Here is a 21,953-nt window from a genome sequence, read left to right as displayed (position 1 = left end):
ATTGTAGGGAATGATATCAGCGAGTCTTTAATCCTCATTGATTATTCGCTACAATAGCTTTCTGCTTTTGGCTTTCTGCTTTTTATAACTGGAACGCTATCTGTGTATCCGTCATATAGTATACTTTGCTGCCGGTATCGTATGAAAGAGGGAAAATGGAAATGCCGTTGATGAGACCAGGCGAAGCCTGGGCGTTGCTATCATCGTTAATAAAGTTATAGGCAGAGTTCTCGGGTGCGCCAAAATCACGCGTATATTCTGCGTTGGGGTCTATGCCGCTTACGGCATCACGAACAACAATGACGTAAAGATTCTTTGTGCCATCGGCTGCTTTTACGGGCAGTATTACTTTCTCAGACATGCCTCCTAATGGTATATTTTTAAGGATAGTAACCGAATCGGCTGGATTTGCCGTATAGTCTTTACTGTTATTACGGAAGATCGTTACATTGATTTTTCCGGAACCGAAATTGGTAAACTTATTAATAAGAATAAATGCAATGCTGTCGGTAGAAGGATGCTCAAAATCGCTTCCCTTCACAAACTGGTTAAATCCCAATGCAGGATCGTAGGCATAGGACAATGACAGGCTGTTGGTAGTGACATTTATGGTTGTATCTTTCAATACCGTGGCGCTGCCTTTTTTCCGTATGCTGAGCTGCAATTGACTTTTCTGTTTTAATAACACGCTAACGCTGTGGCCTTTAATATTTTCAGCTGTCCTTTCCAGGTGGCCATCCACAAATACATCTAGTGTATCCGTAGTAGTTAGTACAAAAGGAACCGACAATTCCATGAACTTCTCTCCTTCCAGCAGTGTGCCTTTCTTACAGGAAAACAATCCTATCCCTGCCAACAGGCAACATAATAATCTTACAATAGAATACCTCATTTGATAATACATTGATTAAAAAGTGACCGATCCCCCGGAGGGGACCAGTCACGCCATAAAAACTGATTAGTAATTGAATTTAGTCCATCCGGTAGCCCAGTTGTTGGTAGCTGTACCATCGAATGCACCTCTGTAGGTAGTACCTACTAAACCAGCAGGTAAGCCGGAAGTTAAACCACCTGTCAGCGCAGGAGAAGCAACCGCAGGAGCGCCTGTTCTTGGCAGATAGAAGTCAACAGGAACCCTGTTGAACGGATCTTTCAATCTGATAGCCAGGTTTGCATCTGTTGCGTTAGCATAGCCGGTGTTGTTATCAGCCGGGTCAGCATAAGGCTTGGTAGCGCTGTAAGGATAAGCAGGATTGCTGAAGAAAGGAACATTGAATGCGTGTACCAGGTTATTCTTGATTTTAGATACACCATCCCTGTACTTTTCCTGAGTGGTCTGATCTGCTGCAGTACCACCGGTAGGAACGGTATTGTCCAGGAGGATACCATTGTTGAAGCCCAGGAATACTGAGTTGTACACTTCAAACTGGCTGCTTCTTCTCCATTGTGCGGCTACACCATATTTGCCGGTACCAGAAGGGGCAAAGTTGGTTTTAGTAGCAAGGGCTTGGTTAGGCTGACCAATGATAGTGAGGTTAGCAATCAATGGTTTGGTTACCGGGGTACGGGGGTTACCGGTAGCATTGTTGTCTGACTCGATACCGTTGGAACCGCTCTTATCAGCACGGGTAGTATCTTCTACTACCAACGCATACTGAATACGCCCACGGAAACCGTTGTCGAAATCGAGACCATCATCCAGCGGGTTTACTACTACCACGTGTGTAGCGTTTACAGTACCGCCAAAGAATTCGATACCATCATCAGCCGCTTTGTACACTTCTACGTAGTCGATAGTAGTACCACTACCAACGCCGCCGAGGGTTAAACCGTTGATTTCATTGTCGGGTGACAGTTCGAAACCAGCATACTCAATACGTACATACTTCAGGATACCTGAGTTGTCGGTGTCAACAGAACCACCATAGTAAGGAATCAATGGAGGAACACCGCCAATACCTTCGATACGGGCAGTATCACCCAGGTTGGTGGTAGCACGACCCAGGATAATGATACCGGAAGTTTGGCCGGAAGCAGGGCTGGCGCTGTTGGTAGTGAAAACAATGGGAGCGCTGGAAGTACCATTGGCTTCAATTTTACCACCACGGGTAATTACCAGGCCACCACCCGGAACACCGGCAGCACCTGGAATTCCTTTGATAGTAGAACCGGCATCGATCTGGATTACATCCAGGGTGTCAACATATACCAGGCCGCTCAACAGGTAGGTACCACCTGTGAGGTGAATGGTATCGCGGGTAGCCTTGTTGGTACCGAGTACACCGCTGAGGGTAGCACCGTTAGCGGGTACAATCTGGGTAGCGCTCACCGGGCGATCTCCCTGCTGATGTGCGTCTTTTTTACAAGAAACTGTGAGTACACTGGCAGCCAGGATAGTTGCAGCTGCAGCGTAGAGGTTAAACCTGGTCATCAATCAAAGATTTAAAATTAGAAAATAGGAAACTAAAAACTGTATATACCGGTAATACATTCATTTACTAACGCTGTGACGGGGTTTCATTAAAAACTGTATCCCAGCGTGAAACTATACGTTCTGCCAGGTGTGAGCCGATGCTGAACATAATCTTTGCCTTTCTGATACATTAATTGCTTTGCTGTGCGTTGCTCTCCGGATGTTTCCTCTCCATCGCCGTGATTAATATAGATCAGTGAATAGCTGTTTAACAGGTTGCTCACGTTGGCACGAAGAATCATTTTATCCTTCAGCAAGCGAACGGCTACTTGTCCGTCCAATGATTCCAGGGGCCGTTCATACTGGGAAATATAAAAGTTCTGGTTAGGTATAAACAGGCGGTTAGTCACATAATTATACATCAGGCTCACAGATACGGGCTTGATATCGTAGTAGGCTCCTGCGTTGACCATCCAGTTGCTGGCGCCCTGCTGCGGCCTGTTTTCCCACTCACCAATGCTTTGTACCAGCACCATTTTATTCGACCCTGGAGGATCTTCTTTATAAGTGATGCTAGATGCCTTCTTCACCCGGGCAAACAACCGGGTGCCGTTGGCATACAACGTAAGGTTCCGGATCACCGGCACCTGCGTAAAAGCCAGTGATTTGCGTATTTCTACCTCTATCCCCCGGTTCTCGGCCACATGGCTGTTGCGCAGCGTATAGAAGCTACCATTGAAGTCTTTAAAGATCTCCATGGGGTTATCTATCTTTTTATAGAAAAGGGATAAAGACAGGATCTCTCCTGGCCCGGGATAGTACTCATAGCGGAGATCCACGTGTTTGATGCGCGTAGATACGATAGGGTCATTGCTCATATATTCATCTCCCAATTCAAAATCATACTCCTTGAAAAAGGTCAGTTCGCGTAAATCGGGACGGATGATGCTCTGCGCATAGGAACCTCTGATATTCATTTTATTAGTGGGGCTGTAAGTCAGGCTGGCGGAGGGAAACAGATTCCAGTTCTTCTCCCGGTTATACAGGGAGCTCAGGTCATACTTATTGGCATTGCCAATGCTACCAATCACTTTTTCCAGTACTTCATTCACCTTATTCAGGTTGTAATACTCTGCTCTTACGCCCCAAACCAACCTTAATTTACCCGCCAGCTTCTGATCAAACATGCCATATACAGCGTGTAAAGTAGCAAAGCGGTGGAAGTCATCTCCAAAATTATCAAAGGCAAACTTGTAATCCGGGTTGGCGGGATCGAAGAAGGCAGGTACCGGCAGGGGTATTTTAGAAACCGGACCTCCCGTAGAGGCACGCGCCACATAGAAAGAACGGTCTTTATACCAGCCTGCATACCCTGCTTTAAACGTATTGGTTAATACGGTATTGCCTATATTAAAACGGAAAGGTATCTGCGTATTTACATCCCAGTTAAAATCTGACTCATAGGCACGTGTCCACCAGCGCATAGCGCCATCAATCCCCCTGGCAGCGGGCGGGCCAACCATGAGGTAAGGATCGGCAGTTATGCTGTCATCCGGTGCGGCAGCATTCATATGATGGTTGTCGGGACGTTGCCTGTCTAGCTGCACATACGTGCCAGACCATTGTATCTTAATGCCTTTTTCGCCAATGCTGTGTTCCCCTTTCAACTGTGTTTGCCATAAGCGGGTCCATTGCACATTGTCGTAATACCCTGTTCTTTGTCCCTGGGTACCGCCTATATCGCTCAGCCCTTTTCCCAGGATCAGCTGTTGATCCAGTGTATTAACATATAAAGACTGAAGACTGATTTTATGCTTGTTGGTGGTATATCCCACACCAGCCAGGAATCCCATATTGGTGGTAAAGCCATATTGATTTCCCCGGAAGATGATGGAATCATCGCCGTTTATTTTACTGGGATCATAAATAAAACCATCCCGCTGTGATTCTACCCGCTGGGTTTGCAGTGTATTGCGATAGCTCACTGCTGCCAACAGTCCCAGCTGACGGCCATTGCCAAGGTTATTAACGTGTCCCCAGGCCACCTGGTAATTTTGTGAAGGATGAGCCCTCATGTTATAGAGCCCCCAGTTGTTATTTATCACCTGCCCTTTCTTTAAGGGATATTCATAGTTGCCGGTTCCAGGCTGAGGGGTAAGCCCTGCAGTTTGCTCCCGGATAGATGAGAGATTGGACCAGCCGAGCTTTCCGAAAAGTTCCCGGTGTTCCGATGGGCGCCCCAGGTATTCTTTATCCAGCTTCAGGCTGAGAAATTTCTTCCCGGTGGTATTGTCGTTTACGCTACCTCCCACGCTGATCGTAAAGAAATTCTGTGTAGGAATGGCTTTCGTTTCCACGTTGACCAGTCCCCCGCCGAATTCGGCGCTCATATCTGGCGTAATGGTTTTATATACGGTGATATTATCGATGATATTAGAAGGAATGATATCGAAGCTGAAATTCTTCCGGTTCAATTCTGTGCTGGGCATCAGCTGACCGTTGAGCATGGCGCCATTGTACCTTTCGCTCATACCGCGTACCACTACATATTTATTATCTACCGTCGCTACGCCGCTCACGCGTTTTAATACTTCTCCCACATTCTTATCTGGTGTACGGGCTATTTGTTCGGCGCTGATACCGTCGGTTAAAGCAGCGGCATTTTTCTGCCGGTTGTACAGCGAAGCGATGGATTCCCTTTTAGCGGTAGCATTGACTGTAACGCCTTTCAGGTTAGAAGCGGTGGCCGCCAGCATCACGTCTTTTATGGTAGCCTGGCCCGCTTTCACTGCAATGTTAGCTACACGGGTATTGGTAAATGCCAGGTGACTGAATTGTACTTCGTATATGCCTTCGGGTAAGGGAATGGTATAGGTGCCATCCACCCTGGAGGTGGTTACTTTGGTGCCTTTATTAACAGAGATGGTAACACCTGGCACCGACTCATTCTGGTCGTTAAAAATCCGGCCCTGGAGACTGCCCATAGCGGATTTGACGGTGCTTTCGTTTTTATTGCCTTTACTGCGGATAGCAATGATATTTTCTTTCAGCTCCACTTCCAGTGGCAATTGTTCATCTACCAGCTGTAAGAGCGCAGATAAAGGCATCGGGCTTTTAGGAATATTCAGGCGCAGGGAAGCTATTTGTGCAGGGTCGTACAGGTACCTGTAATTTCCCTGCTGTTGTTGCAGGGAAGTAAGTATGGCGGCTACCGGCTGTTTGCCAACCGGTAATTTTACCAACTGCTGTAAGCCTTCCTGGTGCTGGGCATACAGCGTTGTTAAAGGTAGGAAAGAAACAAGACACATGATCAAAACGATACTTCGTACAAATGACCTCATTGATAGTATAGCTTTTATTTGTTTTTAAAAATGACCCGTATGGGCAATAGTATAGCTGCTCAGCATATTGCGATGCTGTAGTGCGTTATTTGTTGTATCAAAAATTTACTCTTTGCTGATCTTACACCCCGATGGTGTATAGGTCACCTGTAGCTGATGTACAAAGGTGATGGCTGCCACAATGGTTTTGAAATCGTCTGATGTATTGAATGTACCTGAAATACGCTGCTGTCCTGCGGTTTCCGTTGCGGTCAATTGCTGGTTATACTGGTACGATAACCGGCGGCATACTTCTTTCAGGGTAGTATTATTAAAATAGATCTTATCTTTTATCCATCCGGTGGATTGTTTTACCAGGCTATCCTGCACAGGCTCCATCAGCTGGTTATCTTCGAAATCCACTTTCATGCCGGGTGTGAGTATACGGTCGCCGGCGCCGGCGGTGGTAACCGCCACCTTACCTTCCAGCAGGCTTACGCGGATAGCCGTGTCCCGTATGGTAAAGGCGCTGATATTAAAAGCGGTTCCCAGTGCGGTAGTGGTAATGCCGGCCGTGTGTACGCGAAATGGTTTGCTTTTATCAGGCGCCACTTCAAAGTACGCTTCTCCCAACAGTTCCACTTCCCGGGTAGCTTCATTATAATTATCCGGATAACGCAGCACCGCATTCTTATTCAACCATATTTTAGTACCGTCGCCCATCACAACAGAGCGGATAGCGCTGCCGCGGTTATCGAGTTCTTTCCACTCCTGCCGGGCTACCTGACTGACTACCGCTTTCTTTTTACCGGCAGTCAGGGCGTAAAAGATGGCTGTTGACAAAACAAGTAAACCTGTACATACGGCTGCATACTTCGCCCAGCTGGCCCGCAGTATGCGGATCTTAGCCTGGCGGGGTAGCGTAATAGGTGGTGGTGCTATAGTAGCAGAAGGATTTTCAATGGCATCCTTCCATTTCGATTGTAAAAATCCATCTAAAAGAGTATGATCACCGGCATCGAGGTAGGCTTCCACCAAGGTGCGCTCTTCTGCCGTGCATTGTTGTTTAAAATAACGTTCTAATAGTTGTTGTGTGATCACCTCTTAATATTTGAATGAATTATACAAACAGAACGAATGGCGATAAAAAAGTGAGGAGGAGAAAAAGGTGAATTCACATTTTGGTAACATTGGAGATGAAATCAGGGATGGGTAACCATTACCGGGTAAGCCATCGCTCCGGGTGTAATGTACTGCCTGGGCGCGTTTTGCGCTGTATGGGTTATACGGCCGCCAGGGGCGCCTATCAGCTGCAACGCCTTCGCCAGCAAAGGATCGCTGGTATTGCCGAGCGGCTGTAGTGGCAAACTGGCCAGTTCATCTACCGGGTAAGCGGGCGCCAGGCCCTGGTGATAGCCACCGGCGCCGGTAGCATTCAGCAATTTATAGGTAATGGGCATCAGCACCCAGGGAATCCGTTTAGGATTACGGGTATCCGTAATCGTGATCATGCCCTCATCTTTGCCAAGAGTGGTACCACCTATCTGGATCACAGTAACATAGGGTTTCAGGCTGTTAACCACCATTTCGGCCGCAGAGGCAGTATGTGCCCCTGTCAATATATATACTTTATTTAACGGCAGCTGCAGCCCCCATACCTGTTCAAAGCTCACCGGCGTACCTTGTTCCGGTAACGCCATTGCGCGTTCAAAAGTGATGCTACGGTTACCCAGCCGGCTATTACCGCTATATTGGGCAAAAATATCCGTGGGTTTAATATGGTTACTCGCCAGGGCGCACAATACCGCCGCCATGGCCACGCTTCCGCCGGGACTATAGCGCAGGTCGATCACCAGGTGCTGAATACCCTGTTGATGGTAGGTATTGAATGCCTGGAGCAGCGCGGCCGATTGCAGATCGTCGAAATAATTAAAACAGAGATAAGCCGTGGGCTGGGGTGTACCGGTAAGGATAAGGGATTGCTGCACTGCCGGTTCTTCTGTGATGCCGCCTCCTGTCACGAGTTGTTCGGTGGTTTCTGTCACCTTACCATCAGCGGCTTTGTCGGCCATTATGAGCTGGCCCTTACGGTCTTTAACCAAAGCCGACAACAGCGTGGCGGCGTTTCCCGTACTGAGTATCTGGCTGTTAATACGGGTAAATAACTGGCCCCGCGTGAGCCCTTTAGATGCGGCCGGCGAACCAGGTTGCACAAGCTGGATAATTCCCAGCGCGCCACCTGGCGCTTTATCATCGCTTACCACCGTTACTTCCATACCATATACGCTTCTTATACTGGCGGGGTAAGTATTCCAAACCGCAGGATCATATAAGAAAGAGAAACGGTCTGCCGCGTTTTTTAACGAGTTAAAATAGGCAGGCGCTTCACTGGAGGCATCCGGGCTACCCGGTAGTCCGTCTTTCCAGTAATAGAACCATTGCATACTATCCAATATCCAGCGGTTTACTTCCGCTGTTGTAACCGGACCGGTGGGAGTAGACGGCCCATCGCTTCCTTTACGGCAAGACCATAATGCCAGGGCGCCCACCAATATCACGGTGGTGTTGCCAATTCTTTTCCGGATAAAATGAGTGGCGGTTTTCAGATGGGTACGTACCGTTGTTACAGAGATGTTGAGCATAGCGGCTATTTCTTTATGTGAATACCCCGAATCGCGGAACTCATACACAGTACGGGGTTTGTCGGGCAATAGTTGCAGGATATTACTCAGCCGGTGTTTCAGCTGTTTGTAATCGATATTGGTAACCGTTTCGTCTACACTGCCGGTGGAGGTATGCAAGATATCCTTATACGCCTGGGCGCTGGTATTCGCCCTTCTGCTTTCATCGATGACTACCCGTTTGGCAATAACGAATAACAGGGGAAATATGTCTTCCTGGCTACTATCAATAGTATCTATTTTTTCCCAGAGGCGGAGAAAACATTGCTGGGTAATATCTTTCGCCCGGTGTGGGTCACCACAGAGCTTATAGGAGAAGTCATAGACCTTCTGATAGTTAACATTATACAACTTGATAAAAAATACCGCTGCAGACATTAGGTTGAAATATGATAACCAAAATAAGCTGTTACTATTAACGCAATGTTAATGGCAGCGATTTTTTTTCAAGTTGCGTATTTATAGTTGGATTACAATTGTTTAAAAACTATTATTTATTGGCCGGCGCAATAATTTCCGCCAGCGACCGGTCAAGATCCGCCGGGGAATTGACGATGCGGGCAATCTTCCCTTCGGGATTGACAATCATATGTGTGGGAAAGCTATTGACTTTCATAGCAGTTGGATAACTTTCTGGTACCGGGATAACCGCATAACGAAAGGGATGCTGTTTCAGAAAATTGACCAGCTGTTCTTTGGTATCAAAAGCAAAACTTAAAAATTCAATCTCCGGGTGAGTAGTATATTTCTGTACTACCTGGTTTAGCGCTGGCATCTCTTTTACGCAGGTGGTGCAATGAATAAACCAGAATTTAAGTACCAGGATCTTTCCTTTAGTGGTTGCTGCGTTATATACACGGCCCGTTACATCTTTAAAATCAAAGGCTGGATACACCTCTCCTTCCCGCTTATAGTCGTTATAAGCCGTAGTGCTATAATATCTCAAGGTTGCCACTGTGCCGGCGTCCATGTTCTCCCGTACGGGATATAGCCGGTAGCATACTGATGAGTCGCTGGTGACGAGCCTCACCGGCAGGTATTTTCCGCTGGCGAAAAGTTGCAGAAACTGCTTCCGGCTTATCTTATTGCCTGCTGTATCCAGTGAGGTGTAGTTAACGCTGAGATGCAGGTATTGTTGATTATAATAACCCAATGACTGCGCGTCTTTCAGTATCTTCTCCGGCGCTATCATTGGCATACCTTCTTTTACACGGGCAGCCGGTTGCGTGCAGCTGTGCAGGTAGCTGCACGCAACCAATATCAAAAAGCTATTCAACCATTTCATTGTACCAAAAAAGTTCAAAACAGGTGTGTATAGCTTATAAGTTACAAAAGCAATACTAGAAGTGCAATATTTATTTACATAAAGTTATCATCCGGCTATTCCAGCACTTTCAGGTAGCGCGCCATCCAGTAGGGCAACAGGAACTCATCGCCGGCCAGCTCTGAATCACCATTATGACCGCCATCCAGGGTAAAAGCGTTGGCATTATGCCGGTGTACAGGCAGTTCGTCGAGTGGCAATAAAGTAGCTGTGGCCTGGTTACGGAAGTTAGCCGGCAGCAGCGTAATATCCTGGCGGTGACTATTCGTGATGGTCCAGGTGATCAGATCCATGGGGAAGGTTTGCAACCACCAGGTAGTAGCTGTTGCATCAAAATTGCCGGCAGTAGCCATCGTAATGAGGTTCCATAGCGCATTCTTTTCCGGCCGTTCCATTTCCCAGTGATTACGGATAGCCGTTTTGTATTGTTCTTTCAGTTCCGGTGTAAAAGCATAACGGTATAGTACCCAATAGGTAAGAAACGCCATTTCATCATCGGAGTGGTTCCAGCCGCCGTTGCCCATGTCGATGCCCATATGCAGGTAACCTGGCGTAGGCTTAATGGTGCGGTAGTCGATGAGTATATTTTTCAGGTAACCATATTTCTTGATAAGTTCATAGGCAGCTGTTTTATAGCGTTCTTTACCCGTGAGCGCATACGCCAGTTGCAGCCCCGCCATAATGGTAGTGCTTCCCAGGCGGCGATCGCCGATGGTGGTAGGATACCAGTTGATGTATTCTGGTCCCCAGCGGCCCCAAAGCGTAGGCTTATTATCGATATCGGTGAGGGTATATTTATGGTCGAGGATATGCGTCATGATCTTATCAATGAAAGCAGTAACCCGTTGCTGTTCTTCTGGCGTTTCGGCCACCATTTCATGTAATACGGCCGCTATCCAGATATAGGCTACAAATTCGTCGCTGCTGGTATGCCCTTTCCACTCCCATTCCGGGTCTGGTGAATCTCTCCATCGTTCCGGATCTGAATTTTTGTAGCCTTTTCTTTCGAAGGTACGGGAAGGAAAACCGGTCAACTGGTTAACAGACAAAATTCTTTCAAAGGCTTCAAAGGCTTCCCAGGCATAACGTTTGGCTGCCGGCTCTTTGGTAGTAGCATAGCGGAATGCCTGGCTGCCCAGGTAGAAGCTGGTCCACAGGCCGTCATTGTCGGTATCGGCCATTTGGGCGGTACGTTCATCACCGGGGGGATCCAGCTGCAGGTTAGCGATGAATCCATAGCGGATATGCTTTTCACGGATCTTGCGCTGGAAATAAGCTGCTTTCTGGGCCAGTGTTTGCCGGTTGAAGGTAATTTTATTGAGACCTGTACCGGTTAGCACATATACATCGCCGTTACTATCCACGGTCATGCCTTTTACGCTGTCCTGGTCCAGCCAGCGGCGGGAGGCAAAATACCGGCAGGCGCTGTCGCCTTTCAGGAATGCTCCCTGCGGGGTACCTGCCCACACCTGTCCATTTACGACCAGTAACTGCGCAATATCGGTAACGGGTAAACGCAATTGGAGTGATAAACAGGTATCCCCGCTGCGGCGGTTCACGGCATAATACCCGTGATGGGTGCCCAGCACAATATCCTGACCGCTGAAAGCCATGGCGGTGGCGTTGTTTACGCGGTGTATAGGAATAAACCGGTTATCTTTCAGCTGGTATACTGCTTTAGGCGTTAGTATAAAAAATTCACCCCCATTCGCTTCCATCGAAGTAACGCCCTCCGGGATATCCGGAAGGGACGTTAGCTTTCCATTGTCGGCAATAGCCATAGCCTGATCCCCGGCCAGCAACATGCGGCCGTTCACGTCTACGGCTACACGCTTAAACTTTCCGGGCGGGAGATTAATGTAAGGAATACCGGCATAGCCGTTGGTCAGGCATTTGTCGGCATACAGGTAGTATAAATGCCCGCTGCCTTCGCGGGTGGTAACATCCACGGGGATCTTTTGTGCCAGGGGGCGAAAGCGCAGGTCCCTGACCAACTCCTGCCCACTCAGGCGATAAAAGCCTTCTTTGGTGAGCACCTGTACATTATCGTTGTAGTCGGTGACTACCTTTACCATATGCAAGCCTTGCGGCACGGTATATTTTACAGACACCGCCTGCGTAAAGGGATCATCGGGCGTAGCCCAGGCGGAGCATGACAGTAGCAGGCCTGTGGCCAGGTAAATAACTTTCTTCATCCGTATGCATTTATAATTTAATCAGCCACACTTCGGTGACCCTTGAATGTTGGCGCCAGTTAAGGTGTTCTTCGTCGATGTTGTCCCAGGTGAGCAGCAGTGTACCGGTTTTTGTCAGCTCCGCAGGTACCGGGAATTCTTTTAGCTCGCCAATACCTTTTCCATACAGACCGGGCTTGAGTCGCATGCCATTGGCTTTCAGCAGGCTTTCTCCATAACCGGTTACCCTCACTACATACCGTGCGGTGGTGTCGAGGTGATCGTACCGCAACGCCGACGGCCACCGCAGGCTCACCATCCACGACAAGCGTTTACGGCTATAGCCGCTCTCCCACCAGTCGAAGCCCGGCGTATCGCTGCGGCGCACAAGCGGATCAGTATGTAAATTTTCTGACCGGAGTACATGGGGAGATTTGGAAATATCCGCTACTGCATCGTAAAAACTGCCCGGGCCGGGGTTTTCCCAGCGCGCCAATGTATCCAGCGCTTTACGTTGTGCGGATAGTGCCAGCGTGCGGATATATTTGAACTTATCTTCCAGCCACCAGCGATTGTTTAAAGGCCGGTCAAGGAAGTCGAGCACAGCTCCTCTTTCCGGTCCTGCGGCTTTGTATTTGGCCACGCTGGTTTGCAACGCAATGGATTGATAGAGTGCCTCGCATAAATCGACGATGCGCTGCCGCCATACTGGCTCCACTACGGAATCCGCCTGTTGCAATATCTTTTCTGCGCGGGACATCACATCGCCGCTATCGGGCAGTACCTGGTTCACGGCTGCTTCCAGCGCAGCGTCGCGGATGGCGCGCTGCCGCGTATAGGCATCGTAGTAAGCCCTTAGCAGGCACATTTGCCAGCGCCAGTTGGTGCTGAGTTCCGGGTGCTGCTGCTCCAGCTGCTGCCACCATCCAAGGGTGGTAGCAATACCGGCGTTGCCGGCGATAGGCCCTTCCCAGTTCTTTTCCAGGGCCAGGATTCCTTCTGCGGCGGCATCCCTGGCAGCAGAACCAAAAAAGAAATTGGCGTATTGCTGCATGATGTCGCGGACATCTGCCTGGCTATTCCAGCCCAGCAGGCTCCAGGTCATTTTATTGATGTCATCATGGGCGCCATCAGAGTAACTGATAAATCCATCCATCACGGGTGCTATAAACCGATAGATGTTAGCATAGTACTGCGGTTGCGGATTCACCGGTTCCCGGCCCAGGGTAAACGCAAAGGCGGGATCCCACCATACCACGGGGTAGTCGCAGCGTACGGTGTGGGTAATATCAGGATAATGTCGGATTTTATAGCGGGCCGGCAATGCTGCCCGCGTATCTTCCAGCGAGGGGCTGGAGGGACCTACCACGATCCCTCCCAGCCACCGCGGCTGGCGTTGGGTGATATAGGAATAAACGAACGTACAGGCGTCGGGGTTAAAGCCCTGGAGCGATAACCAGATCAATGCTTTCGGGTGATATTTTTTCAGCCGGGGTGCCAGCTCTTCGAGGAAGGGCAGCACCAACTGCGGGGTATTGTCGCCCGGATCGCCACCCGGGAAGAATACAGCGTCCAGCCGGGGCGACTCCCGGAAGAGGGAATCGAATTGTAAAAGGAATTGATTTTTTTTGACGGTATCCTGCAAATCAAAGGTGGCGGGCGTCCATACTGAAAAGTCGAGGTCGTATTTTTTACAGTATTCGCTGATGCGAAGATTCATGTCGTGGGAAGGTAGATGGAAATGCGGCGATGGCGGCATAAAGGGAATAGCCTCTATGCTGTTGGCGCCAAAGATGGCGAGTTCGCGGATATAGCGTTCGTATTGTTCCGGCGTCCATCCATCGTAGGAGTTAGCAAGATTGCGGTAACCGATCTGGTGGCCGCGGATCGCCTTTTCCGGGGTAGCCGCCACGTTGATCCCGTCTGCCAGCTGCACCTGTTGCGGCAGGTAGGTCATGGTACGTAGGAGGTATCCCACGCCGTACAGCAAACCACGTGTATCCGGCGCCGTTACCTGGATCTGCCGGCGGCCGGCAGCCAGGATGCATTCAACATGATAGGATTCAGGTGCTCCCGGTGTTAATGCAAGCAGCATCACATCGCCAGTTGACGGCATCCTGGTGGCAATAGGCCAGGAAAGCCCCGTACGGCGCTGTACTTCTTCCTGCAATACCTGCGCAGCGATCTGTTTGTCTTTACAAACGATGGTAACATCTTTCCACACGGTAGCGGCGCATAACAGTGGAACCAATAGCAATAAAGTAAGGAATCCTTTCATTATTTCACCAGGAATATTTAACGGAAAAAAGCACAGGATTAGCAGAACAACTACAACCCCACACTGAAAGCATGGGGCTGTAGGTAATGATATTATTTCAGGTACCACATCAGGGTAGTCTGTTTATCCGGACCGAACTGCGTTAACGCTTTCAGGTATTCATCATTGTTCGTATCTCGTTCACCGGTAGGATAAATATAGCGTTTGGGCAAGCTGGTGGAGGCAGACAGCGGACCCAGTATAAACTTAGGGAACCCCGTGCGGCGGTTATCGAACCAAGCTTCCGCTCCTTTCAGGAACCCGGCAATCCATTTCTGGCCTATCAGCTGTTCCAGCGTACCGTTGTACTTTACAGACGGCTGATCGTAGTAATGGGCATCGGTAGCCGCCTGGTCTACGCCATAGTATTTCATGCTGGCACCAATACCATCATAGTAGAGGCTTTCGGCAGTTTTACCGGCTACGGTTATCTTGCCTGCCTGTACACATTCTGCCAGGATGAAGCATACTTCTGCGTACGTCATCATGGATGCTTTCACCATAGGATGACTATTACTTTTAAACATATCAGACAAGCGGGAAATATGAACTGCCCCTCCGTTATAGTCATAAGGCGCAGGGATAGCGTTCGGCACGCCGACATAAGGCTTTGAATCTACAGTTCCTCCCGAAAGGGAATCTACTTTGGCGATCCAAACACTGAGGCGGGGATCGTTGCGTTGCTGCAGCGCATCTACGATTTCCTTACTGGGTTTACGTTTGTCAAATTCTGAAAAAGAATTGGCCAGAAGGCCGCCGGGCCAGCTGTTGGCGCCCACGTCCCCCAGGTACTTTACCTCGGCATTGTCTGCATTACTTTCGAAGATGGGGTACTTTACCTTATCATTGATAATGGCCTGCATATCGGTAAATGCGGGCGCATAACTCTTTGATATGCGCAGCAGCATTCTTAACCGGAGCGAGTTGGCAAACTTGCGCCACAGTAAAGGATCACCGCCATACATCGCATCTGCGGTAGCATCTACTCTATTCGTCAGCGTAGCCAATTGGTCGTTGGCTTCTTTAAGTGATTGAAGCAAGGCAGGATATACCGCCTGCTGTTGGTCATATTTCGGATGCAGGATCCGGTCGTCTTTCAAACGCAGTGCGTCGGTATAGGGAATATCGCCAAACAGGTCAGAAAGATAGGCAAAGTTAAAGGCCTCCAATACTTTCCCAACGGCTATGTATTGCGGCACCTGCTGCTTTTTAGCCTGGTCCATCATTTCATAGTTGACCGAGAGTTTGGCATAGTTACCGTCCCAGCTCTGTGGACCCCAATCGAACTTGTCGTTGCCTTCGTTACGCACCATCGTGATGTAACGCCCGGCAGATGCAGGCTTATCGAAGTAGGCATCTTCCTGGTAATCATAAGCGGTATTGATCAACGAAGTAGACAGCAGGAATTCAGGGTTGATCACCTGCGACTTGTTCGGGTTTACGTTGATGTCTTCCAACCCCTTCTTACAAGCGGAGGAAAGTATCACCAGGCAAAACAGTAGATATATAACAGGTATGCGTTGCATAACCAACTATTTATTAGTTTAAAAATTGAATCCCAGTTTTACGCCATAGGAACGGGTATATGGTAAGCCCCAGCTGGTAACACCCGGTGAAAAGCTGCCATTGGCAATAGTCATGGCCGTTTCAGGATCGTACCCCTGTTCAGCGGCGGTCCAGGTAAACAGGTTCCTCGCAATAAATGCGATGGAGAGGTTGTTTATAGGCGCTCTGCCTAGCACTTTCTTCGAAAAGTTGTATGTCAGCGAGGCCTCTCTCAGCTTCACGTAGCTGGCATCGAAAGTAGAGCGGCTATTGAAACTCCAGTAGTACTCGCCGTAGTAATTCTCCGGATCCGTCACGATATCATTGAGTTTATATTTACCCGGGCTTTCTTCCACATATCCAAACAGGATCATTCCGTCGGTCCGGTTGTAGGTGCCATCGTTCCAGGCCAGTCCACCGGTTTGCGGATCGCGGCCATGGATGGTTGTTTGCGTACGTCCGTCACTCAGGAGATTTTTAGCTACATAGGAGAAGAACTTTCCTCCCTGGCGCCAGTCAATCAGCAGATTCAGCGTAAACCCTTTGTAGGTAAAGGTATTGGTGATACCGACCATGAAATCAGGATTGTAATTCCCTATTTTCACATAGTCATTTACTTTCTGATAGCTACCATCGTTGGCCAGCAAAGGTTGTCCTTTAAACTCTCCATCTGGCACCGTGGCCCAGTTTTGGGCATACATATCACCCATTTCTGTTCCCTCAGCCACCAGGAAGCGGATACCTTCTGCACCACCTACGAGGTAGTTGTTAATGCCCGGCATCAGCTCGATGATCTTATTGCGGTTCTTAGTGTAATTCACCTGTAAGTCCCAACGGAAAGCGCCTTTAACAGGGGTAGCATTCAACCCGATTTCAATGCCTTTATTTCCCACCTTACCGGCATTTGTCAGCAGGTTGCTATAACCGGTAGCCATTGTTACCGGAATCCTGAGAATCTGGTTTTTGTTGATGGTATTATAGTAGGTGACATCAATGCCCAGTCTTCCATCCAGAAAGCGAACATCGGCCCCGAACTCATGGGAGGTTGCAATCAGGGGTTTCAATTTATTATTCAACAAGGCATTGTCAATAATGGCACGCTTCACATTTCCCCAATCCTGTCCAAAGCCAAAGGTGTTATACAGGCTATACGGGTCTGTATCTCCGCCTACCTGCGCCCAGTTGGCCCTCACTTTGGCAAAAGAAAGTATGCTCGATTTGATATTGAACATATCTGTCAATATTAAGCTGAGGGAAGCAGAAGGATAAAAATACGAGTTGTTTTCAGGAGGCAATGTACTTGACCAATCGTTGCGGGCGGTCAGATCGAGGAAAGCGTAGTTGCGGAAAGCCACTTGTCCCATACCATACACGCTGTTAATACGTTTTGTGAAATGGTAGGAATCATTGAAAACAGTTCCGGCTTTAGCATTTGAGATACTGTATACGCCGGGCATGACCAGGCTTTCCGTTTTCTGCGTAGTTCCAGCGCCGGATTGATTCATCCGGTTGGCTCCACCAGATACTGAGACAAAGAAATCTTTGTTGACTTGCTTTTTGTAGCTCAACAGGAAATCTGTATTCTGTTCCCGGAAAGTTTCCGTTTCGATACCGTAGCCACCATTGGGATTCTTAACGGCGCTGAAGGCGCGCTTACTTTCGCGGTATTCAGAATAGTAGTCCATACCGCTGCGGGCCATGAGCGTTAGGTCCTTGGTGATATCTATATTCAACTCTACATTTCCCATAATACGATCACGGTTATATCCGTTGGTCAGCTCATACGCTACGAAGTAGGGATTATCAGTAGACCCCGGCACATGTGAAAACTGCTCCAATCCTTCCTTTCCAGGAATCCAGTAGTTACGGAGCTTCCTGATATCCACGTTGGGCGTAGTGGTATATATAATACTGGATACACTTCCACGGTTGTAGGTAGGCCTGTTGTCGCTCGTATTTTTCGTATAGCCAATATTGGTACTCACACGTACTTTCGGATGCAGCGTATACCCGGCAGACAGATTAATGGTATTTCTTTTCAAATCGGTATTAGGGGTAATACCTTCATTAGCAAGATTAGTGTAAGACAGGCGGAAGTTACCATCTTTATTATTACCGGTTACGGCGATGTTATTAGTCAAGGTAGAGCCGGTACGGAAGAAATCTTTATGGCGGTTAGGATAAGATACCCAGTCCGTAGGAATAGGATTACCGTTAGCATCCAGGGGACTATCCCACTGTACATGTTTTGTACCCACATCAAGGCGGGGCCCCCAGCTGGCTTCGGAAATGGTTTCATCCGAACCGGTGCGGTCCCCTGCACCAAATTCATTTTGGAATTTGGGGAATAGCGTGGCACGGTCGAATAGGGCGCTGGAATTAACGGCAACGCCTAAGCCTTTTTTGGCGCCGCTTCCTGATTTGGTGGTAATCAGGATCACCCCATTGAGTGCGCGGGAACCATACAGCGCAGAAGCACTGGCTCCTTTTAGAACGGTCATGCTGGCAATATCGTCGGGGTTGATATCAGAAATGGTACTGCCATAATCCACCACCACCTGTCCTACCGGTTGTTTGGGCGCGCGTACGGCTGGTGCAATGGGCACGCCATCTACTACATACAACGGTTGGTTATATCCGTCCAGTTTACTTTGGCCGCGGATCACTACCAGTGAGGTGGCGCCGGGATCAGAGCTGGTACTGCGTACATTCACTCCTGCTACTTTACCGGACAACGCATTGGCAACATTTACGTCCTTAACGGTATTTACCTGGTCGCTTTTCAGCGTGGCGATAGAATAACCGAGCGCTTTTTCCTGACGTTTAATACCGAGAGCGGTTACCACCACATCATCCAGGCTGCGTACTTCAGGACTCAACTGTACCTGCAAAATGCCGTTGCCGGCCGCCAGTTCCTTTGCCTGGTAGCCTACGTAATGGAATACCAATATGGCATTTGCACTGGCTACCTTCAAAGAAAAGTTGCCCTCTGCATCTGTGACGGTGCCATTGTTAGTGCCTTTTTCGCGTATGCTCACGCCAGGAGCAGGATTACCTTTTTCATCGGTTACCTTTCCTTTTACAATTTGTTCTGCTGTGCTGGTGTTGGTAGCGGATGCGGCGTCGGCGCTACGAATGGCATAGTCATGCCCGCTTAATTTCACCGCCAGCAAACCCAGTGGCAGCAATGTTCTGCGGAGTTGTGCTTCGAGGTCGGTCTCTTTACCGCGGGTAGTCCTGGCGGCTACAAATTTGCCCGCTACCTGTGCAGGGGCATAGTTAAAGCTGATACCATAACGTGTTTCCAGGTTGGCCAGCATTTGCTGTAAAGGAATTGATCCTGCTTCCCGGGAGGTGTTACCACTGCTGACCATTAATTGCTGTGCACCGGCACTGGTGGCCCAAAGCAATAATAGCAGCATAGCACTCCAGGGAGCATAAAGCTTCGTAAAGCTCTTTTGCATAACTGTAAATTTTAAACCCTTTATTCAAAAATGATGACTGAATTGTGTTGTTTCATTTTCAGCTGATGCACCGTGGCGACTGCCTGCAGTAATATTCCCGGATCACTTGCGGGTGCAGAACCGGTGAATAGCAGGCTTTCCATTCTTTTATCCCTGAATTGAATACGATATCCGTAAAGATCTTCCAGTTGCTGTACCACCTCGGATAAGGACGTATTGCTGAACACCAGCCGATGTTGTTTCCAGGCTGTTAATTGTACAGGATCGGCGTGTAGTCGTTGAGGTGAGCGTCCCCTGAATTGCATCATATCGCCCGGCAGCATTTTCAGGCTATCATTGACAACAATTTTTCCTTCTTCCAGCAACACATTAACAGTATGGCGGCGATTATATACGTTAAAAGCAGTACCCTTTACTTCTATGGTAACATCCGGTAGCAGTACCCGGAATTTAGGATGTAATCCCGCGGGCGCTTTGGATACATTGAAATAGGCTTCCCCTTCCAGGCTCACGGTCCTCACCTCTTCTTTCATCCACTGCGCAGGATAGCTTACGGCCGAGTTGGCATTGAGTTGCACAACAGAACCATCGGGTAAATGGATGGTTTTAGTTTCTCCGAAGCCGGTATGTACATAAACCTTTTCCGGTATATGATTTCCCTGGTAATACCATACTGCTATAAATGGTATCAGCACGGCGGCTACTGCACTAACGGCATACCCTATACGCCTGATCCAAAGCCCGTTATTTTTTTTAACGGATTCGTCCAGCAATTGATCTATCTGCTGTTTTATGTCTTCCATTTCATGGGGACATACTTCGTTGGTGCGAAACCGGAGCGCCAGTACCATGACGCGGGCTTCCTGTAACAAGGCTTCTTTTTCGGGATGAGCCGCCCGCCAGCTTTCCCAGAAAGCCTGGTCTGCGTTGCCTTCCAGCACCCATTCCCGAAATGAAACATCTGCCGCAAAATCAGCAGCGCCATACACATTGTAATCCATAAAAATACCTTGTACTATTAAGAAGAGTCAAAAAACGGGCGGATGCCCTCAGGAAAAAGAAAAAATTTTAAAACTTTTTTAGCGTACCATCAGGGCGGATTCATTAACCGCCAGCAGCTCCTTTAATTCGGCGATGGCCCTGTATATTAAAGTACGGGCGTACTTTACTTCCTTTAATACCATAATCTCTGCAATGGCTTCATAGCTAAGGTTTTCGTAAAAACGAAGATAGATAGCTTCTTTTTGCCGCTGCGTAAGTGTCTGCAACTGCTGCCGCAGCAGGCGGGCAGCCTGTTCGTCGTGTTGCCGGTTGATCAGGATACTTTCTGGCGACAGCTCCAGCTCAAAACCAGAAAGCGTGCCCTCTTCCAATATTCCCGGCTGCCGGGCGGACTTTTCCAGGTAACGGAATAACTTTCTTCGGGCCGACACCATCAGGTAGCTCTTGATATGTACTTCCCGCGCAAGACCAGCGCGTTGCAGGAACAACTGTGAAAAGAAGTCCTGCAACACATCCTTTACCAGTCCGCGATCGGCGGTAAACCGGATACAATAACGGAACAGCAGCGGAAAATACCGCCGGTATATCTCTCCGAATGCCTCCCGGTCTCCATCACAAAGGCGGCTCCAGAAGAGCTTTTCATCGTGCTGCGGATTGTAAGTGCTGGTGGACATCAAATTATGTGAATTAGGAATAAGGATCTTTCTCTAAACTACACATTAACCGCATGCAATCATCATTACTACCCTAAATATAACAACGAATTAATGTGATGTCAAGCGGGCGCTCACCACTTCCCGTATTTGCAGCCGCTCGCACCAACCTTTAAAGTCGCGGTAAATCTGCTGCAATACCAATTTCTGATCAGGCGTCAGCTCCAGGGCGTGTGCGCGACTGATGGTTCGTACCGGCATACCTCTTAGCTGCATAAAATACTTGGCGCTGAGGGGATAAGCCACATGGATCAACGGGTCTACCCTGCGCAGTTCTTCCTGTATCCATTTTACGTCCTCCTGGCAGCTTTCATCGTTCACATGGTTACAGAGCCAGACCAATATCTCCGGGTAAAAATTACCGGAAATAGACGACATACCCGCCGCACCCATTTGCATAGAGCTTACGCCATTGGGTGTATGCGCATCGTAGAATTCCAGGCGGCTTCCTTCCACTACGGCCAGCTTGGCCTTTACCTGGTCTGCATTACAGGAGGTATCCTTGTGATAGATCAGGCGGTTGGTAGCCAGCAATGTGCGTAATATCTCCGGTGTAATGACCCGCTTATAAGGCGCGGGGCATTCATACAATCCCAGCGGGATATTTCCGGTTAATGAAAACATTTGTTCAAAGCGCTGCAACAATACCTCGTCCGGCTCATCTACATTGGCGAAGTGCCCCGTGATCATAATTACGGAATCTACACCGGTATCATACAACTTTTCGGTAAACAGGGCCTTGTCAGGGATGGTGAGCCCAAATGACCCGGTGGCCACTACCGGCACCCGGCCATTCACATAACGTACTACATGGCGGGTAAGGTCCAATCGCTCATCTTCACTGATGCTGTACATTTCAGACGACAAACAATTGGCGAAAAAACCTTTTACCCCAGCTTCCAGGTAGAAGTCTACCAGGTATTCCACCATGCCCATATCAATCTGCGCTTTCAAATTAAAAGGGGTGATCATCACCGGTACAAATTTCTTTTGCATATCA

At 48.7% G+C, this 21,953-nt stretch carries 13 protein-coding genes; all 13 read right to left on the bottom strand.

Annotated features, from left to right (window positions below):
• Positions 1-82: 82 nt before the first annotated feature.
• The 13 genes from HGH90_RS15860 to HGH90_RS15800 all read right to left on the bottom strand — a co-directional run bounded on the left by HGH90_RS15860 (position 83) and on the right by HGH90_RS15800 (position 21,949).
• The gene (locus HGH90_RS15860) at positions 83-892 is read right to left on the bottom strand and encodes a hypothetical protein (RefSeq protein ID WP_169191516.1); all 810 of its coding nucleotides are present in this window, start codon (positions 890-892) and stop codon (positions 83-85) included.
• A 66-nt stretch (positions 893-958) separates the two neighbouring features.
• Complete coding sequence (locus tag HGH90_RS15855; RefSeq protein WP_169191515.1) at positions 959-2,431, bottom strand: hypothetical protein; 1,473 nt, start codon at positions 2,429-2,431, stop codon at positions 959-961.
• Between the two features lie 89 nt (positions 2,432-2,520).
• Positions 2,521-5,754 carry a TonB-dependent receptor gene (locus tag HGH90_RS15850; RefSeq protein WP_169191514.1) on the bottom strand — a complete coding sequence of 1,078 codons (3,234 nt, stop codon included), beginning with the start codon at positions 5,752-5,754 and terminating at the stop codon, positions 2,521-2,523.
• Positions 5,755-5,859: 105 nt separating this feature from the next.
• Entirely contained in the window at positions 5,860-6,834 is a 975-nt protein-coding gene (locus HGH90_RS31785) for a FecR family protein (protein ID WP_168762982.1), read from the bottom strand.
• Positions 6,835-6,935: 101 nt separating this feature from the next.
• Positions 6,936-8,792, bottom strand: a complete 1,857-nt coding sequence (locus HGH90_RS15840; RefSeq protein ID WP_169191513.1) for a sigma-70 family RNA polymerase sigma factor — start codon at positions 8,790-8,792, stop codon at positions 6,936-6,938.
• 112 nt (positions 8,793-8,904) lie between these two features.
• Positions 8,905-9,699, bottom strand: a complete 795-nt coding sequence (locus HGH90_RS15835) for a TlpA family protein disulfide reductase (protein WP_168762980.1) — start codon at positions 9,697-9,699, stop codon at positions 8,905-8,907.
• 95 nt (positions 9,700-9,794) lie between these two features.
• Positions 9,795-11,933 carry a hypothetical protein gene (locus tag HGH90_RS15830; RefSeq protein ID WP_169191512.1) on the bottom strand — a complete coding sequence of 713 codons (2,139 nt, stop codon included), beginning with the start codon at positions 11,931-11,933 and terminating at the stop codon, positions 9,795-9,797.
• 10 nt (positions 11,934-11,943) lie between these two features.
• Positions 11,944-14,190: a glycoside hydrolase family 20 zincin-like fold domain-containing protein gene (locus HGH90_RS15825; protein ID WP_169191511.1), complete on the bottom strand. Its 2,247-nt coding sequence runs from the start codon at positions 14,188-14,190 to the stop codon at positions 11,944-11,946.
• A 92-nt stretch (positions 14,191-14,282) separates the two neighbouring features.
• Positions 14,283-15,755 carry a SusD/RagB family nutrient-binding outer membrane lipoprotein gene (locus tag HGH90_RS15820; RefSeq protein ID WP_168762977.1) on the bottom strand — a complete coding sequence of 491 codons (1,473 nt, stop codon included), beginning with the start codon at positions 15,753-15,755 and terminating at the stop codon, positions 14,283-14,285.
• A gap of 18 nt (positions 15,756-15,773) precedes the next feature.
• Positions 15,774-19,238 carry a SusC/RagA family TonB-linked outer membrane protein gene (locus tag HGH90_RS15815; RefSeq protein WP_168762976.1) on the bottom strand — a complete coding sequence of 1,155 codons (3,465 nt, stop codon included), beginning with the start codon at positions 19,236-19,238 and terminating at the stop codon, positions 15,774-15,776.
• A 20-nt stretch (positions 19,239-19,258) separates the two neighbouring features.
• Positions 19,259-20,239 (bottom strand): FecR family protein, encoded by a 981-nt coding sequence (locus HGH90_RS15810; RefSeq protein WP_169191510.1) that lies wholly within the window; start codon positions 20,237-20,239, stop codon positions 19,259-19,261.
• 78 nt (positions 20,240-20,317) lie between these two features.
• The gene (locus HGH90_RS15805) at positions 20,318-20,914 is read right to left on the bottom strand and encodes an RNA polymerase sigma factor (RefSeq protein WP_168762974.1); all 597 of its coding nucleotides are present in this window, start codon (positions 20,912-20,914) and stop codon (positions 20,318-20,320) included.
• A gap of 90 nt (positions 20,915-21,004) precedes the next feature.
• Positions 21,005-21,949, bottom strand: coding sequence for a dihydrodipicolinate synthase family protein (locus HGH90_RS15800; protein ID WP_168762973.1), 945 nt, complete (start codon positions 21,947-21,949; stop codon positions 21,005-21,007).
• Between the last annotated feature and the right edge of the window lie 4 nt (positions 21,950-21,953).

The sequence above is a fragment of the Chitinophaga sp. Ak27 genome, from assembly GCF_012726295.1.
Lineage (GTDB): Bacteria > Bacteroidota > Bacteroidia > Chitinophagales > Chitinophagaceae > Chitinophaga.
This window is presented reverse-complemented; position numbering and strand designations above follow the sequence as displayed.